Below are 16829 nucleotides of genomic sequence, written 5' to 3' on the forward strand. Positions count from 1 at the left end.
AACATCTTTTCCTAACTTATTCTTTAAAATCCTAAACCTATACTTAGGTGTCCAAACTATGTGATATTGACATCGCCAATACACATGCGATGCTTTCTCATATCTACTCATGTTTTTTATCCTCTATTACTTCGCTAAAAGTTAGAGTTCAATTAACATGAGTAGATATTCAGGCAAAGCCTAATTGATGATAACCACCTACTGAAGTAGGTGGTTTAGGGCTGAAAACAAAAAAGGACGCTACGGCGTCCTTTTTTCATTTAGCTTTCTCAATTTAGTAACTATAAGCTTTTAAAATCATCGACATTAATTGCCGCGAGCCGCAGTTTATCGGCTTTAAGCAGTGAGCTGAGTTCATCTTGAGTGATAATGGACTGCTCTGCTGCTAAGTCGAATAACTCAGGGTTAGCTAACTTCTTAGGCAATGTACCATCACGCTGAGCCACTTTTATCTTTTTATAGATGTTACGGCACTCATATTGTGCTAAAAATGCCCCCTCAACTTCCGCAATACCACCTTTGTCCTGTTCAAAATCAGGGCAGAGGAAGGTCAAACGATCACGAGCAGGACCTGGTTGCATCATCCCCGTCACAAGCTCTGTGGCCATCTTGTCACTTGGTCCATTAAAATGGTTACCTAGCGGGAAGATCAATGCTCTCATCATCCAAGCAACGGGACGATTTGGGAAATTACGCAGTGCTCCTTGAAGTGCATTAGCTGCATTTTGCAGACGAGTGGTCATCACATAACGTACTGCTGGCAGATCATCATGTTGACGACCATTGTCTTCGAACATCTTTAAGGTAGCCGATGCCAGATAAAGCTCGCTCAATACATCCCCCATACGCGCTGAAAGCATCTCTTTTCGCTTAAGATCGCCTCCCATGATCAACATGGAGAGATCGGTCATCAAAGCCAAGGCTGATGATAGTCGAGTCATATCGCGGTAGTACTGCTGAGTTTCACCACTAACAGGTGACTGGTTAAAGCGACTTCCTGTTAAAGCGCTAAAGAGCGAGCTAAATGCATTTCTTGCACCATAGCCAAGGTGCCCAAGCAGTAAGGAGTCAAAACGTTCTAAAGCTGCACAAGTATCCTCCATCGCAGCCGTTTCCATCTCAGCGAGCACATAAGGGTGACAACGAGTCGCGCCTTGACCAAAGATCATCAAGCTGCGAGTTAGAATGTTAGCTCCCTCTACCGTAATAGAGATGGGGTTCGCCATATAGGGCTGACCTAAATAGTTTTTAGGGCCGAGTTGGATCCCCTTACCCGACTGAATATCCATCGCATCATTAAGCACATCACGACTCATCTCAGTCATATGGTATTTGGCAATAGCGGTCACAACTGAAGGCTTAACCTTAAGATCGATCCCCGTTGTTGTCAGGCGTCTTGCAGCCTCCAACTGATAGGTATTAGCGATGATCCGAGCAAGGGCTTCCTGTACACCTTCAAAATGACCAATAGATAGGCCAAATTGGTGACGGACATAGCTGTATGCCGTTGTTGTTTTAGTCGCTGTATGACCCGATGCAGTTGAAAGTGCAGGCAGTGAGATACCACGTCCAGCCGAGAGGCACTCAACTAACATGCGCCAACCACGTCCCGCATACTGAGGACCACCAATGATCCAATCAAGAGGAATAAACACATCCTTACCTTGAGTTGTGCCATTCATAAAGGCCATATTTAATGGATTGTGTCTCTGTCCAATGACCACTCCTTCATGATCTGTTGGGATAAGGGCGCAGGTAATACCGACCTCTTTTTTATCCCCTAACAGACCATCAGGATCTTCCATCTGAAATGCTAAACCCAATACCGTCGAAACTGGAGCTAACGTGATATAACGCTTATCCCAGTTCAACCTTAATCCCAGTATCTCTTCACCTTCAAATGTCTCTCTACAGACGACACCAGTATCGGGAATAGCGCCTGCATCGCTGCCCGCTTCTGGACCGGTCAGAGCGAAACAAGGTACAGCTTCACCAGATGCCAGTTTTGGTAGCCAATGCTCACGCTGCTCCTTGGTTCCATAATGAGTCAGTAGCTCACCAGGACCGAGAGAGTTGGGAACCATAACAGTCACAGCAGCGCTAACACTTCGACTAGCGAGTTTGGCCACTATCGTCGAGCTAGCGTATGCAGAGAAGGCCTTACCGCCATACTCTTTTGGTATAATAAGGGCAAAGAAGCCCTCTTTTTTAAAGTAATCCCATAACTCAGGCGGCAGGTCTTTGCGGTTTTGTACAATATCAAAATCATCAATTAAAGTGAGCGCGGTCATCACTTGGTTTTCGATAAAATCCTGCTCCTCAGCAGTAAGCTTAGGTTTACCGTAGCTATGCAGAGTATCCCAATTAGGTTTACCTCTAAACAGCTCACCTTCCCACCACACATCACCCGCTTCCATCGCTTCTTTTTCAGTATCTGAAAGCGGAGGAAGTACCTTTTTAAAAAACGAAAAAATTGGACGCGTAATAAATTGCATCCTAATACTTTTGACACCAAACAGCACAATAACAACCAGTAGTGCAAGTATAAGTAGAGTCATGGATTTACCTTTTAAAAAACACCTTAATTAACCGGTACTGAAACCCCGGCAGAGAGATAGGGAATAACTTTTCGAATAACGGCTTCTATGTCATTATGTTCGTTAAAATCTGCCGCTGCAATCTCTGTTAGCGCATCGGCCGATGCCATAGTGAAAACCACGGTACCTAAGGTGAAGTGTAAGCGCCAAAACATCTCTGCAGGTGGAATATGAGGAGCGCTATCTGCCACAGCTTTAACAAACTGTGTCAAGTGTTCACCATAATGAGTGGTAATAAACCACCTTAGGTGTCCTTGGCTCTCGATATATCCGCGGCCAAGAAGCTGTAGAAATGTACTAGTACCTTCCGCTCTTAATTGATTTAAGTCCAGTAAAGGCTCCACAAGTGATGAGAAAATATCATTTAATGATGCCCCCTCTTCTGAACTTTGTAGTGTCACAATTCTTGCTGATGCCACAGGCATAAATACGTCGAGATAACGAGCCAAAACGGCTCTGATTAACTCTTTTTTAGAACCAAAGTGATAATTGACTGAGGCAAGGTTCACCTCCGCCTTACTGGTTATCAAACGCAATGAGGTCTCAGAAAAGCCTCGTTCTGCAAATAATTTTTCCGCTGCATCCAGTATTCTTGTTTTTGTATCGGATCGATTTGCCATTCCGTTGCCTTCCTAACTCTATTTAAAACACTCGTTTAAATTAAACATTGACACTCTTTTTGTCAAACTAAATTACTGTCAATTTATCTCCACACTAGTAAATATGGCTATAAACGGCTTTTACTATCAGCAGTTATTAAAAACAGTGTATTGAGTTAGAATACTCAACACAAAAATAACAAGGGATATGAATTCATGAAACTTTCCACTGCAAGACTTTCAAAAATCTCGCTACTGGTTGGCTTAACGTTAGCCGCCACAGCCTGTCAAAAAGTGCAGTCTGACGAAACAGTATCAGCACAAACCAGCATTACAGAAGCTAAGCAATTTATAGCACAATCCGAACAAGCCTTAAGCGAACTCTCTATCGAAGTTAACCGCTCAGAGTGGATCTACAGCAACTTTATTACGGAAGATACCGCAGCCCTTTCAGCTTCAGTTGGAGAAAAATACACGGCGACGACAGTCAAGCTTGCCACTATTGCAGCAAACTACACTCAACTTCCTCTCAGTGCCGATAATTTACGTAAGCTCAACATTCTACGCAGCGCACTAGTCCTGCCTGCACCTTTAGATCCAAAGAAAAACGCTGAACTTGCCAGCATCAGTTCAGAGCTCAATGGGCTCTATGGTAAAGGAAAGTACTGTTTTGACGATGGTCGCTGTCTAACACAACCAGAATTGTCAGCCATTATGGGAGAGTCTCAAGACCCAGCACTCCTATTAGAGGTGTGGAAAGGATGGCGTGATATAGCCAAACCTATGCGTCCTCTGTTTAAGAGAGAAGTTGAGCTCGCCAATGAAGGAGCCCGCGATCTGGGTTATGCCGATCTTTCAGAGCTATGGCGTAGTCAATACGATATGAAACCCGATGAGTTCTCTAATGAACTGGACAGGCTCTGGGGACAGGTGAAACCTCTATATGACTCACTTCACTGCTATGTTAGAGGCGAGTTAAATGAGAAGTACGGTGATGATGTAGTCTCAAAACAGGGACCTATCCCCGCTCATCTATTGGGCAATATGTGGGCCCAGAGTTGGGGCAATATCTACAATCAAGTTGCGCCAGAAGATGCAGATCCTGGTTATGATGTCACCGAACTGCTTGCACAGCATGGTTATGATGAACTCAGGATGGTGAAACAAGCTGAAAGCTTTTTCAGCTCACTAGGTTTTGAGCCACTCCCTGATACCTTCTGGGAACGCTCTTTATTTGTTCAACCAAAAGACAGAGATGTTGTGTGTCATGCATCAGCTTGGGATCTGGATGACAAAGATGATATCCGTATCAAGATGTGTATACAGAAAACAGCAGAAGACTTCACTGTCATTCACCATGAACTCGGTCACAACTATTATCAAAGAGCCTATAAGAACCAGCCATTTATTTTCAAAAACAGCGCAAACGATGGTTTCCATGAAGCCATAGGTGACACGGTTGCTCTCTCCATCACGCCAAATTACCTAAAACAGATTGGCCTGCTAGATGAGGTGCCTGATGCCTCTAAGGATATTGGTCTGTTACTCAAACAAGCACTGGATAAGGTCGCTTTTATGCCATTTGGTTTGATGATAGATCAATGGCGATGGAAAGTGTTTAGTGGTGAGATCACTCCAGAGCAATACAACCAAGCTTGGTGGGAGTTAAGGGAGAAGTATCAAGGGGTGAAGTCACCAGTCAATCGTGATGAAAATGATTTTGATCCTGGGGCTAAATATCATGTACCTGGAAATGTCCCCTATACACGCTATTTCTTAGCTCATATCTTACAGTTCCAGTTCCACAAAGCTTTGTGTGATATCGCCGGCGATAAGGGCCCTGTGCACCGTTGTAGCATCTACGGTAATAAAGACGCTGGCGCTAAACTTAACACCATGCTTGAGATGGGGCAAAGTCAACCTTGGCCAGAAGCCTTAGCCGTAGTCACAGGCAGTAAAGAGATGGACGCCAATGCTGTACTTGATTACTTTGCACCATTACAAACTTGGTTAAACGAACAGAATAACCAAGCCAATAGACAATGTGGTTGGTAAATAAAAGTATCAATTTGTGTTTATGCGGATAGATCTTTACTGATAAATCTAACCGTAAACAAAAGCTAAAATGCTAAGCAGATGGTTGCTTAGCATTTTTTATCTTTTAAAAGTAAAGTTTGCTCGATAGATAAAGCAGCCCAGTCACAAAATAAACTTCAAAGTCGACATCGATAAAAGCAAAAAGTCCGCTTAAATCACTGAGTTTTTCAACATAGACACACTTTGTTAATAACTAAAACTTTAGTTCGTATAGTCCATCTATTATAGTGACATCAGTAACCCTTGATTTGAACGCATTAATGACTTTTATCAAATACACAGCAACTTGTACTATTTTCCTTCTCATGCAACTGTCTTCAGCCTCGGCAAATTCAGATGATAATGCTGCCTTAAATCAATTTTACACTCAGTTTACTCAAGCTTTTGAAACATTAGATGCTCAAAAAGTCAAAAGCATCTATGCAGAAGACGCCTGTTACATCCCAGAGAATCAAAGTAAAGCGATCACCATGGGACGAGATAACATTATCGAGCTCTACAATAAATTTTTTGGCAAGATCAAACATAAAGAAGCACGGATAGAAGTGGACTTCAGAGTATTGGATAGACAGGTAGAAGCTAATAATGCGACAGATATTGGTTATTACCTCATCCGTTTTCACCCCCCATTAGATGCAGAAGAGCCCGTCAGTGAATTTGCGGGTAAATTTGTCACAGTCTCTAAAAAGAAAAAAGATGGGAAGTGGTATCTCACTGTTGATACTAATAATCGTTCGGAGCCCTCTTTTTACTACGATGCAAAACCCACTCCAAACCTGTATTATGGGCACCAGTTCACCCCATTAACTACAGCAAAGAATGACGACTGAAGCAGAAGTTTTATGCCCATGCGGTCAAAATGACCGCGAACCCCTTCACCTCTACACAGATTGTTGCGCCCCCTACCATCAAAATGTCAAAACGGCTGACACGCCTGAAAAATTAATGAGAAGTCGCTATGCCGCCTTTGTGCTCGGTAAATACGACTATTTAATTCAAACTCATCACCGCGATTACTTAGGTGATCTTACTGTAGAGGTGTTAGCCGAACATGCCCCCCAATGGCTCTCTCTGCAGGTGCTCTCAACCCAAACTAAGGGAGATGTGGGTGAGGTTTGCTTTCAAGCTTGGTATCGTGATGGCAGCGACATTGATGCGATTCATGAATGTTCCCAGTTTGTACAGGAAGCAAACAGATGGTTCTATACTCAGGGGACTCAGAAGCCGGCAGTTTATCCAAAGAGAAACGACACTTGCCTATGCAATAGTGGCAAAAAATACAAGCAATGTTGCCTAAAATGAACCCAAAGTGGTTCTCTTTGGGTTTTAACAGCTACTAAGAAAGCTGTCTTGCTCTAAGAATTGACTAAATTCAGACTCTCTAAGCGCTGGACTATAGAGAAAGCCTTGGGCTTGATGGCAGTGATGATCCGCTAAGAAAAGTTCCTGCTCCTTAGTCTCAACCCCCTCAGCTGTTAATGAAATATTTAGCGCAGATGCCATGGCAATAATAGCACTAACAATTTCCTGACTTTCATGACTAACTGATAGGTCCGAGATAAAGGAGCGGTCAATCTTCAGCTTACTGATTGGAAACTGTTTAAGGTAACGCATAGAGCTGTAACCCGTACCAAAATCATCAATGGCTAAACCTACACCAAGCTCAGTGAGCTCTTTACATAGATTGGTCGCATATTTGATATCTTCCATCAGCTCAGTTTCGGTGATCTCCAAAATTAAGCTACCAGGCTTTAAACGATAACGTGTGATCAAAGCCCACACTTGATCATATAAGTTGCCACTGAAAAACTGCCTAGCGGCAACATTGACATGCATCGAAAGGTTAATATTATGATGCTGCCAGAGGTTCAACTGCTTACAAGCGGCCTCCAGCACCCAAGCACCGATGGCATTGATATGCCCAGTTTGCTCGGCTATATCAATAAAAGCACCAGGATACAGGACTCCTTTTTTTGGATGATGCCAGCGAATAAGTGCTTCAGCCCCAATGTAAGCTCTTTTCTGCAGATCTTTTAGCGGTTGGTAATAAAGCTCAAACTCTCTTCCCCTTAGAGCAGTTTGTAGATCACGCTCAATCTCGGCATTCGCTTTAAAGGTGTTTAGTAGCGAGTTATTAAATACCTGTATCGCATCACCCTGCTTCTTTTTCGCATATTGAAGCGCAATATCTGCGCAGGCTAACGGTAGAAACTTGGCTTCAATGCCCTCAATATCGACAATGGCAAGAGCAGGTTTGGGTTCAATCTGCTCACGGCCAATGGCGACAGGTAGAGTGATCTGTCGATATAGCCTTGAGGTGGTGTATTCAAGATCTTCCAAATTCATCTCAGGCAAAATAATAGCAAACTCATCACTTCCGACTCTAGCAAGTAACTCAGTGTGGTTAACCTTACCGAAATGTCGTAGCCTTCTTGCAATCTCAATAAGCAAGAGATCGCCACTCTCATGACCATATGTGTCATTAAAACGCTTAAAACCACGCAGATCGATGAGTAGCAGATAACCTTTTCTAACTTTCTCAAGCTCTTTAGTAAAATAGGTTCGATTATATAAATCTGTTAAACGACAGCGCCAAGCCAGCTTTTCAAGCTCAACTTTATGCTTGTGCTCTTCACTGCAATCTTCAGCATTAAGCAGTGCAAAGCAGTTTCCCCTATCGGTAATAAACTGTTTAACAGAGTACCGGATCCAACTTTGAGAGCCATCTTGCTTAACTATCTTATTTTCACCTTTAACCGCAATACCCAGTTTGACTTGAGTAAGTGCAACTCTGGTTTCATCTGGATGCTGACTGACAAAACTCAGCTCCTGTAGCGAGCTCCCGATCACACTGGATTTAGATTTTCCAGTGATGATCTCGTGTGCCTGATTAACGTATTCAACTATCTCTGTTTTCAGGTTGATCAGCATGGTGACTTGATCTGAGTGCTCAGCCGCATTCAACAGCAGCGTAAGCTTCTCCTCTTTATCGTAAGCATCACGGGTGGCGAGTGTAAGAGCTAATTGATCTGCGACTTGAGAAGCTATCTGTATCTCGCTATCAGACCAATGGGAAAACGCCATTCTTTCGAGAAACAGCACTCCTTCCAGGTGACCATTGATCCGAATCGCAATATCTAACGTCGACCTTACGCCATTAGGTGTAAAATAATTAGATGAGAGTTCACAGAGTCTGGAATCATTGCGAGTATCAAAAGCATCGATAAGGCGCTTAGTCCTTAACTCTGCAATATATTTAGGGCATAAGTCTGGAGCTGGACGTAGAAATTCAGCAGGTGAAATATGGCCATAATTAGCCACAGGCGAGATGGTATTGTTCTCACAAGAGATGATAGCGACACCCACATGGGTCACCAATAGCTGCTGACAGAGTAATTCAGCAGCCAGTTTAGCAGTGCTGTGAAAATCCCCCATCTGTTTAGCTTCAGAGTTAACAATCAACTCTAATAAGTGCTGATACTTACGCTTCGTCACTTAGCTCCCTAAAAAGAGTAAGCTTTTATCTGCTTACTCAATGTTCCATTTAACTGATCGAATATGCCAATTTTTGAAACTAGATAGTATTAAAATAATAATGAGCTAGCCAGACTACATGACCAAGTAGCAGATTTGCAACATACTAGTGAATTTTAAATACCATTTTCTAGCTGAAATATCATTTTCTCAGCACTGTAAGCAAAATGAATAACCAAATTTGTCAGATCATTATCGGTCTTTATTTCGCTTTCAACGCCATCAAATCGACTTTTTGCTTTAAGCGCAACGGCTTCAGCTTCTACTTTTGCATCAGCGCCAGTAAACGAGATGCTAAGTTGTGTATCATGCTCATCAATCACTGCTCCGATATCGGCATAGCTGCCGCAATCATTGCAGGTATCGTTCACTAAAGCTGATTGGGATTCTTGAATATTTTTCATTGTTTATCACTCATCAATTCACGTCCCCCTATTATACGCTAATCCCTTATTACCTTGGCATTAATAAGCAAAAGGTAAATCACAAATTGACAAGATAGTGAGATAAAATCAGGCCAGTGTTCGACTCATCTGTCTCTGCTGGGCTAATTGATCAACAAAATGGGGATCTAAGGCTTGATAAAGTTCAGATTTAGCACTGTGATTAAACTTTTGCCGAGTCAGGAGATCGCAATTAGTCAGCACTCTCTGCATCTGCGCCGATTTATCCCCTCTTATAACAAGCGCCTCAGGCTTCAACGCTTGCATGAGTTGAAATGCTCTTACGCCGCCATTAGCGAAAGCTGAACTGTTATCAATGGGAGAGTCCTGTATCGTCAAGTCATTAATTAAGGCTTGTGCTTCTGGCAACTCAAACTTTTTACGCAGAACAAGCTCAGGCTCAAGGGTGCCATCATCGAGCTGAAATTGAGCCATATCCCGAGCATCTGATGAGAGAAATGCCAATAAAAGCGCAAACTCTCCACGTCTATCATGATCAATAGCATGATTAAGGCGTGTCCCAAGTTGGGATTCATTGATTAAAACAGCACTTGGTCGCATAAAAAAACATCACTAAAACAGCTCGTTGATAGTTAATCGACCGCTTAATACATTACTTTAGATATTTTTTAAATTATGGCCTTTACACATACACGGTTTGTGTCTACTATTGCCGCCGCAAGTGAGGAGGGGTTCCCGAGTGGCCAAAGGGATCAGACTGTAAATCTGACGGCTCAGCCTTCGAAGGTTCGAATCCTTCTCCCTCCACCATTTGCATAATTGGTAAAATGACAATAAAGATTATTCGTGGAGGGGTTCCCGAGTGGCCAAAGGGATCAGACTGTAAATCTGACGGCTCAGCCTTCGAAGGTTCGAATCCTTCTCCCTCCACCATCTTTACTCTTTTGCGTCATGGTGATTAAGTGTTAAAGCAGTACTGTAAAATAAGTTGAAAATGGAGGGGTTCCCGAGTGGCCAAAGGGATCAGACTGTAAATCTGACGGCTCAGCCTTCGAAGGTTCGAATCCTTCTCCCTCCACCATCTCTTATTTACGATACAAAGCTGTAACGATTTAAATGCCACCAATATTGATAGAAACATGTGGAGGGGTTCCCGAGTGGCCAAAGGGATCAGACTGTAAATCTGACGGCTCAGCCTTCGAAGGTTCGAATCCTTCTCCCTCCACCACTTCTAGCTAAACTCCTCTTCTCGGTTTTCCCAGTATACGTTCAAATTAATTAGCCTTTTCCATTATCAGGCCAAACCTATTCCCACCTCGTTACATTTAATTCATCAGAGTAAAGTTTCCACTTGGACTTCCTACCTAAACCCTTATTGATTATTATCAAGGTAACTCCATCTAGGTATAGGGCAAATATGACAAACTCATGGGTCAACACCGCAGTCGAAAAGATCGAATCAGACTACCAGCGTAGTGCCGACACTCATCTAATCAAACTCGATATTCCGCAACTAGCAGGGATCGATATCTACCTAAAAGATGAAAGTACCCACCCAACAGGCAGTTTGAAGCACAGGCTTGCTCGCTCGCTATTTCTCTATGGACTCTGTAACGGGTGGATCAAGGAAGGCACGACAATCATCGAGTCTTCTTCCGGAAGTACCGCCGTGTCTGAAGCTTATTTTGCCCGCATGCTTGGCTTACCCTTTATTGCAGTCATGCCTAAGAGCACCGCTAAGAAAAAAATTCAACAGATAGAGTTTTATGGTGGCACTTGCCACTTCGTCAATCACTCCAGTGAGATCTATGCTGCATCAGAGCAGTTAGCCACGCAACTTAATGGCCATTATATGGATCAATTTACCTATGCAGAGCGAGCGACTGATTGGCGTGGAAATAATAATATTGCAAATTCAATTTTCGAACAGATGACACTTGAGCCCCACCCTATCCCAAAATGGATTGTCATGAGTCCAGGAACGGGAGGAACATCGGCAACGATCGGCCGCTATATTCGTTATCAACAACTCGACACACAACTTTGTGTGGTTGACCCTGAACACTCAGTATTTTATGACTACTTCACCACCGGTGATAAAAGCTTAACTTCGTGTCATGGAAGTAAAATAGAGGGGATAGGAAGGCCAAGAGCAGAACCCTCATTCATTCCAGGTGTCATTGATCATATGGAGAAAGTACCTGATGCTGCTTCAGTCGCGACCATCTACTGGCTTGAGAAATTAATAGGTAGGAAAGCAGGCCCTTCAACTGGCACCAACTTGTATGGGGCTCTTAATATCGCATCTAACATGCTAGCAAAAGGTCAACAGGGCTCTATCGTGACCCTTTTGTGTGACTCAGGGGAGCGATATCTAGACAGTTATTACAATCCTGATTGGGTCAAAGATAACATTGGAGAGCTTACAGAGTATGAGGCTAAATTGGCTCAATTTAACCTCACGGCTAGCTTAAACTGATAAAACTGGCCTAATCGATATCTAAATATTTATGGGTCTGTATTGAGAGGCGCCAGTTTCGCTCGATACAGACACGCATCGCTAGCTCCGTCGCTCTGGGTTTCTGGCTGATGGGTTGCAAGCAGATTGTTTTACCTTTCAGATCAATCCCCTTTAGCAACTCATCAAGATCGTCAATGTGAGACGCTGTGGCTACCGGGTGTTTAATCTCATCAGCACGGTTTAATGCTTGTGGCAGTACCGCAAGTCCCGCTTTCATCTTTAACTTAGGTGAAACAGTTACCCAAGTCTTATCTGAGCAGTTAACCTCATATGTACCACTGGTTTCGATCTGAGTCGAATAACCGGCAGCATTGAGCTCTTCAGTCATGACTGTTAAGTCATGTAAACAAGGCTCTCCACCTGTAATTACAACATGGGATGCCGTAAACTCTTTTTGTTTTAAAAAGCTAATTAATTCTGAAGTCGTTAACTCTGACCAGCGACCAATAGTGCCATCGACCTGGATCACCATCTCAGGTTGAACCTTGTTTACATCAAGTAATTCCCAAGTATGTTTAGTATCACACCAGCTGCACCCTACTGGGCACCCCTGAAGACGTACAAAAATAGCGGGCACTCCAGTGTAAAAACCTTCGCCTTGAATCGTCTCAAATACTTCATTAACCGGATACTTCATGTTTAACCTCTAAAAGATTGGGCGGCATTTATAGTTGATTTTCCCTTTACAGGCAAGCCCAATCTGTACAAGCCCTATTCACTAAAGACCTCATATACTAGCTTTTGAGTGATTAGAGCCCACTCATTTGATTCACTTTTTTGCGTTTATCATTTGCAAGCTTACTTCTGTCCGTTAAAATAAACGCTGTTTATGTCAATCAGTGATCATTATGTCAAAAGCGGTATCCAAGGCAGTTGTCGTATTCAGCGGCGGCCAAGACTCAACCACTTGTCTAATTCAAGCTCTCACTCAGTATGATGAAGTTCACGGGATCACATTCGATTACGGTCAACGTCATCGCCAAGAGATAGAAGTTGCCGAGACATTAGGCCAACAACTTGGACTAAAAAGCCACAAAACCCTCGATGTGTCCATGCTCAATGAGCTCGCCATCTCTGCACTGACAAGAGATTCGATTCAGGTCTCTAATGAGTTAATGGATAACGGCTTACCCAACACTTTCGTCCCTGGCCGTAATATTCTCTTTTTAACCCTTGCGGGCATTTTTGCTTATCAACTGGGCGCCGATACTGTGATAACCGGAGTCTGTGAAACTGACTTTTCTGGCTACCCCGATTGTCGCAACGATTTTGTTAAAGCGATGCAGTCAGCACTTGAGCAAGGTATGGACAGAAAACTTACCCTATCGACTCCATTAATGTGGCTAAATAAAGCGGAAACCTGGGCACTTGCTGATAAATACCACAGTCTTGATTTAGTCAGAGATGAAACGCTGACCTGTTATAACGGCATTGTCGGTACCGGTTGTGGCACCTGCCCTGCTTGTCTACTTAGACAGAAAGGCTTAGATGACTACTGCAACAATAAAGAGCAAGTACAACAAGAGCTGGACACTAAGTGTTAAAGTTAACATCGCTTTTCGGTAAAAGCTTTCCGGTACTAGTGCTGTTGACACTCTGTGCTATTGGCTTTTATTACGCGGGTTTAGATAATGAGTTGGCGTATCGACGCAGCGAAATAACTGCGGGAGAGTATTGGCGTCTCTTTAGCGGCAATCTGCTCCACACTAATGGCTGGCACCTTGCGATGAACTTAGCTGGCCTTTGGGTGATTATCTTATTACACCAACAATACTACCGCTCATTAGGCTTTGCCCTGATCTTCATCCTACTGTGTTGGTTACAGGGAATAGGTTTATACCTCTTCTATCCAGGTTTAGTTGGTTACGTAGGTTTAAGCGGTATGTTGCATGGCTTATTCGTCTATGGCGCACTAAAAGATATCAGTGTAGGCATGCGCTCAGGTTACCTTTTATTGGTTGGTGTTATCGTCAAGGTCGCTTATGAACAGTGGTTTGGGGCAAGTGAGCAAGTAACTGAGATGATCGGTGCACGAGTCGCGACAGAAGCTCATTTGGTCGGTGTTGTCACTGGCATATTACTGTTTGCTTGTGTCATGAGTTATCGAGCCCTTTGTGCCAATAAAGAGATTAAAAAAGCGGAGTAAAACTCCGCTTCAAATCTTTTTACGCTTTAATCAACTCATCATGAAGATGTCTGACCTGATCTCGAACGGCAGCTGCTTGTTCAAACTCTAGGTTTTTAGCATGTTCATGCATCTGTTTCTCTAACGCATCGATCTGATGACTAATACTCGCCACATCATTCACTTTATAGTCGCCTTTGGATTCGGCTATGCCTCTTATCGAAGCAAGATCATTTTGCACATACTCTTTCTCACCCACATCCATCACATCGGTGATCTTCTTAGAAACGCCTTTTGGCACTAAACCGTTATCGAGATTGAACTGATGCTGCAACTTACGTCTACGTTCAGTTTCTCCCATCGCTTTTGCCATCGAATCTGTGATCTTATCGGCGTAAAGGATAACTTTACCATTCATATTACGAGCCGCACGGCCTATGGTCTGTATTAATGAGCGCTCTGAACGTAAAAACCCCTCTTTATCCGCATCAAGAATGCAGACTAACGAAACCTCAGGCAGATCAAGTCCCTCTCTAAGCAAGTTAATACCAACAAGTACATCAAAAACACCTAATCTGAGATCACGGATAATCTCCACTCGCTCGACGGTATCGATATCTGAATGTAGATACCTAACCTTAACCCCATGTTCATCTAAGTATTCAGTAAGATCTTCTGACATGCGCTTAGTTAAAGTCGTCACCAGCACGCGCTCTTGAACCTTAACTCTCTTTCTGACCTCAGATAATAGATCGTCAACCTGAATCGCCACAGGACGGACTTCAAGTTCAGGATCTAGCAAACCTGTCGGCCTAATCACCTGTTCTGCAATCTCACCATCACTCTTCTCTATCTCATAATTTGCTGGCGTAGCAGAGACAAAGATAGTTTGAGGCATTAGGCTTTCAAACTCTTCAAATTTAAGAGGTCGGTTGTCCAACGCAGAGGGCAAGCGAAATCCATACTCAACCAAGTTCATCTTTCTGGAGCGATCACCTTTATACATAGCCCCAATTTGAGGCACTGTGACATGCGACTCATCAATGATAAGCAAACCATCGTCAGGTAGATAATCAAGCAGGGTTGGCGGCCCAGCCCCCTCTTCCCGACCAGAGAGATATCTTGAATAGTTTTCAATGCCAGAGCAGTAACCAAGCTCTACCATCATCTCGATATCATATTGTACACGTTCGGTGATCCGCTGCTCCTCAATCAACTTGTTGTTGTCGAGTAGTTGTTTCTTCCGCTCCCTAAGCTCCTCTTTAATCTCTTCACTGGCCGCCAATATCTTCTCTCTTGGGGTCACGTAGTGGCTCTTAGGGTAAACCGTTGTGCGTGCGATCCGCTGCAGAATATGACCTGTTAAAGGATCAAATAAGCTCAACCTTTCAATCTCATCATCAAACAGTTCAACACGGATCGCATTGCTATCTGAGTCAGCAGCGAAAATATCAATCACTTCCCCTCTTACACGATAAGTACCTCGTTTGAGCTCTATATCATTACGGGTATATTGCAATTCACTAAGCCGATGTAATATATCCCTCTGCCCCATGGCATCGCCCTGTCTTAGGTGCAATAACATCTTCATGTAGGAGTCTGGATCACCTAGACCGTAGATAGCTGACACTGAGGCTATCAGCACAACATCTTTTCTCTCTAACAGCGCTTTAGTGGCTGACAGACGCATCTGCTCAATATGGGCATTGACCGATGCATCTTTCTCAATAAAAGTATTCGTGGAAGGAACGTACGCTTCAGGCTGATAATAGTCATAGTAGGAGACAAAGTACTCGACTGCGTTATGAGGAAAAAACTCCTTCATCTCACCATAAAGCTGTGCCGCCAAGGTTTTATTTGGCGCCATAATAATCGTGGGTCTGGACATCTCCTTTATCACATTAGCAATAGTGAATGTTTTACCAGACCCAGTCACGCCCAGCAAAGTTTGACAGGCTAAACCCGATTCAATGCCATCTACTAGTTTCTTAATCGCTTTAGGCTGATCGCCAGCGGGTACATATTGTGATTCAAGTTGAAAAGATGATTCTGCCACTAACGACTCTTCCTTGGTGATTGTGCTTATATTCTAATCCTGTGATGACTAAATACCAGTGGAATCTCAACCTAGTGTCGATAAATTTTACGATACCAAAGAATAAGTACACAGTGAATTGGCCAGAGCAGCTTTAACAGGTCCCATAGAACAAAGAGAGATGAAATTTTAGAACAGAGGAAAAATAGTTATGTTTTGCCCAGAAAAACGCCTAAAACCTGAATAATATGGCAAACTAATGCACAAGTTTGCACATTTAAACCGTTACATTTTAACAACAGAGGCAAACATTAAAAATTTAGCTCTTGATTTTAACAACTAGTTGTTTATTAAAACAATAAAATATTACCAATTAAAATGTGCATTTTAACCTCAAGCCGCTATTTTCAAGGCTTTGAAACACTTTTTTGGGCTTAACCCACAGGCTTATCCACAGATTTAGTGGATAACTCAAGCTACCCCTTATAACACGGGACTTTAACCCCTACTCTCTAATCCAGCACTTAAAAATAGAAACGATGTAATTTTGCTACATTTGGATGTTGAGAAGAATATTTTGTGTAAACTCTCCCTCTCTGAACGTTGCGTATGACTCATTGATTAACCATATAGGAGCAGTAAAACTCATAGCAAGTGGCAAGAGGCTTCAGCCACGAAAACAAGTTGATATTCAGACACAATCAAGCCCAAATAATAAAGCTTGCTCATTCTATACTAACTAAGCGCGTGATTTATTACAGTTATATAACTTAAAAGTGCTCAGCGTCACTTCATAACGATGGAATCTACGCCATGATGGGCGTTTGATGAGCACTTAACTACTTAAATACACTTTTTTTTGTCCGTCGAGTTGACTCATCATGAAGAGCGATTTAATATGCGCTCCGTCTTCAACG

14 protein-coding genes and 4 tRNA genes are annotated in these 16829 nt (G+C 43.0%); 10 read left to right on the forward strand and 8 right to left on the reverse strand.

The window, feature by feature from the left end:
- The 3 genes from K0625_RS14020 to psrA all read right to left on the reverse strand — a co-directional run.
- Window positions 1-111, reverse strand: a 111-nt coding sequence (locus K0625_RS14020; protein WP_220109548.1) for a transposase, incomplete at its 3' end; no start/stop codon positions are given.
- Between the two features lie 170 nt (window positions 112-281).
- On the reverse strand, window positions 282-2558 hold the full coding sequence (locus tag K0625_RS14025; RefSeq protein ID WP_220110270.1) for an acyl-CoA dehydrogenase: 2277 nt from the start codon (window positions 2556-2558) through the stop codon (window positions 282-284).
- Window positions 2559-2581: 23 nt separating this feature from the next.
- Window positions 2582-3217, reverse strand: a complete 636-nt coding sequence (gene psrA, locus K0625_RS14030; protein ID WP_012325161.1) for a TetR family transcriptional repressor PsrA — start codon at window positions 3215-3217, stop codon at window positions 2582-2584.
- A 195-nt stretch (window positions 3218-3412) separates the two neighbouring features.
- On the opposite strand from psrA, the gene K0625_RS14035 reads away from it, so the two are divergent.
- From K0625_RS14035 to K0625_RS14045, 3 genes are all read left to right on the forward strand, one after another.
- Entirely contained in the window at window positions 3413-5251 is a 1839-nt protein-coding gene (locus tag K0625_RS14035; RefSeq protein WP_220110271.1) for a M2 family metallopeptidase, read from the forward strand.
- 302 nt (window positions 5252-5553) lie between these two features.
- On the forward strand, window positions 5554-6123 hold the full coding sequence (locus K0625_RS14040) for a YybH family protein (protein WP_220110272.1): 570 nt from the start codon (window positions 5554-5556) through the stop codon (window positions 6121-6123).
- On the forward strand, window positions 6113-6595 hold the full coding sequence (locus K0625_RS14045; RefSeq protein ID WP_220110273.1) for a YchJ family protein: 483 nt from the start codon (window positions 6113-6115) through the stop codon (window positions 6593-6595). The genes K0625_RS14040 and K0625_RS14045 overlap by 11 nt, the downstream gene beginning before the upstream one ends.
- Before the next feature lie 24 nt (window positions 6596-6619).
- On the opposite strand, the gene K0625_RS14050 is transcribed toward K0625_RS14045, so the two are convergent.
- The 3 genes from K0625_RS14050 to K0625_RS14060 all read right to left on the reverse strand — a co-directional run bounded on the left by K0625_RS14050 (window position 6620) and on the right by K0625_RS14060 (window position 9831).
- Entirely contained in the window at window positions 6620-8788 is a 2169-nt protein-coding gene (locus K0625_RS14050) for a sensor domain-containing phosphodiesterase (protein WP_220110274.1), read from the reverse strand.
- 155 nt (window positions 8789-8943) lie between these two features.
- A complete protein-coding gene (locus K0625_RS14055) occupies window positions 8944-9231 on the reverse strand; it encodes a DUF406 family protein (protein WP_220110275.1) in 288 nt (95 codons plus the stop codon).
- 108 nt (window positions 9232-9339) lie between these two features.
- Window positions 9340-9831, reverse strand: a complete 492-nt coding sequence (locus K0625_RS14060) for a VC2046/SO_2500 family protein (protein ID WP_220110276.1) — start codon at window positions 9829-9831, stop codon at window positions 9340-9342.
- A gap of 125 nt (window positions 9832-9956) precedes the next feature.
- Between K0625_RS14060 and K0625_RS14065 the strand changes: the two genes are divergently transcribed.
- The 5 genes from K0625_RS14065 to K0625_RS14085 all read left to right on the forward strand — a co-directional run bounded on the left by K0625_RS14065 (window position 9957) and on the right by K0625_RS14085 (window position 11710).
- Window positions 9957-10041: transfer RNA gene (locus K0625_RS14065), tRNA-Tyr, on the forward strand.
- A gap of 38 nt (window positions 10042-10079) precedes the next feature.
- Window positions 10080-10164, forward strand: a tRNA-Tyr gene (locus K0625_RS14070).
- Window positions 10165-10227: 63 nt separating this feature from the next.
- Window positions 10228-10312: transfer RNA gene (locus tag K0625_RS14075), tRNA-Tyr, on the forward strand.
- 62 nt (window positions 10313-10374) lie between these two features.
- Window positions 10375-10459: transfer RNA gene (locus tag K0625_RS14080), tRNA-Tyr, on the forward strand.
- 189 nt (window positions 10460-10648) lie between these two features.
- Window positions 10649-11710 (forward strand): PLP-dependent cysteine synthase family protein, encoded by a 1062-nt coding sequence (locus K0625_RS14085; RefSeq protein WP_220110277.1) that lies wholly within the window; start codon window positions 10649-10651, stop codon window positions 11708-11710.
- Between the two features lie 10 nt (window positions 11711-11720).
- Here K0625_RS14085 and queE read toward each other — a convergent pair whose 3' ends face one another.
- Entirely contained in the window at window positions 11721-12389 is a 669-nt protein-coding gene (queE, locus tag K0625_RS14090; RefSeq protein ID WP_220110278.1) for a 7-carboxy-7-deazaguanine synthase QueE, read from the reverse strand.
- Window positions 12390-12600: 211 nt separating this feature from the next.
- Here queE and queC point away from each other — a divergent pair, with 211 nt between their 5' ends.
- Together queC and rrtA are read left to right on the forward strand one after the other, a co-directional pair.
- Complete coding sequence (gene queC, locus K0625_RS14095) at window positions 12601-13296, forward strand: 7-cyano-7-deazaguanine synthase QueC (RefSeq protein ID WP_220110279.1); 696 nt, start codon at window positions 12601-12603, stop codon at window positions 13294-13296.
- Window positions 13290-13898 carry a rhombosortase gene (gene rrtA / locus K0625_RS14100; RefSeq protein ID WP_220110280.1) on the forward strand — a complete coding sequence of 203 codons (609 nt, stop codon included), beginning with the start codon at window positions 13290-13292 and terminating at the stop codon, window positions 13896-13898. The genes queC and rrtA overlap by 7 nt, the downstream gene beginning before the upstream one ends.
- A 19-nt stretch (window positions 13899-13917) precedes the next feature.
- Here the strand turns inward: rrtA and uvrB are convergent, their stop codons facing one another.
- Entirely contained in the window at window positions 13918-15933 is a 2016-nt protein-coding gene (gene uvrB, locus K0625_RS14105; RefSeq protein WP_220110281.1) for an excinuclease ABC subunit UvrB, read from the reverse strand.
- Between the last annotated feature and the right edge of the window lie 896 nt (window positions 15934-16829).

This window comes from Shewanella nanhaiensis (assembly GCF_019457885.1).
Classification (GTDB): domain Bacteria; phylum Pseudomonadota; class Gammaproteobacteria; order Enterobacterales; family Shewanellaceae; genus Shewanella; species Shewanella nanhaiensis.

Coding starts and splice junctions, on each gene's coding strand:
- K0625_RS14060 (WP_220110276.1), bottom strand. CDS start 9,831: ATGCGACCAAGTGCTGTTTTAATCAATGAATCCCAACTTGGGACACGC.
- queE (WP_220110278.1), bottom strand. CDS start 12,389: ATGAAGTATCCGGTTAATGAAGTATTTGAGACGATTCAAGGCGAAGGT.
- K0625_RS14045 (WP_220110273.1), top strand. CDS start 6,113: ATGACGACTGAAGCAGAAGTTTTATGCCCATGCGGTCAAAATGACCGC.
- queC (WP_220110279.1), top strand. CDS start 12,601: ATGTCAAAAGCGGTATCCAAGGCAGTTGTCGTATTCAGCGGCGGCCAA.
- K0625_RS14025 (WP_220110270.1), bottom strand. CDS start 2,558: ATGACTCTACTTATACTTGCACTACTGGTTGTTATTGTGCTGTTTGGT.
- K0625_RS14055 (WP_220110275.1), bottom strand. CDS start 9,231: ATGAAAAATATTCAAGAATCCCAATCAGCTTTAGTGAACGATACCTGC.
- K0625_RS14035 (WP_220110271.1), top strand. CDS start 3,413: ATGAAACTTTCCACTGCAAGACTTTCAAAAATCTCGCTACTGGTTGGC.
- psrA (WP_012325161.1), bottom strand. CDS start 3,217: ATGGCAAATCGATCCGATACAAAAACAAGAATACTGGATGCAGCGGAA.
- K0625_RS14040 (WP_220110272.1), top strand. CDS start 5,554: ATGACTTTTATCAAATACACAGCAACTTGTACTATTTTCCTTCTCATG.
- K0625_RS14085 (WP_220110277.1), top strand. CDS start 10,649: ATGACAAACTCATGGGTCAACACCGCAGTCGAAAAGATCGAATCAGAC.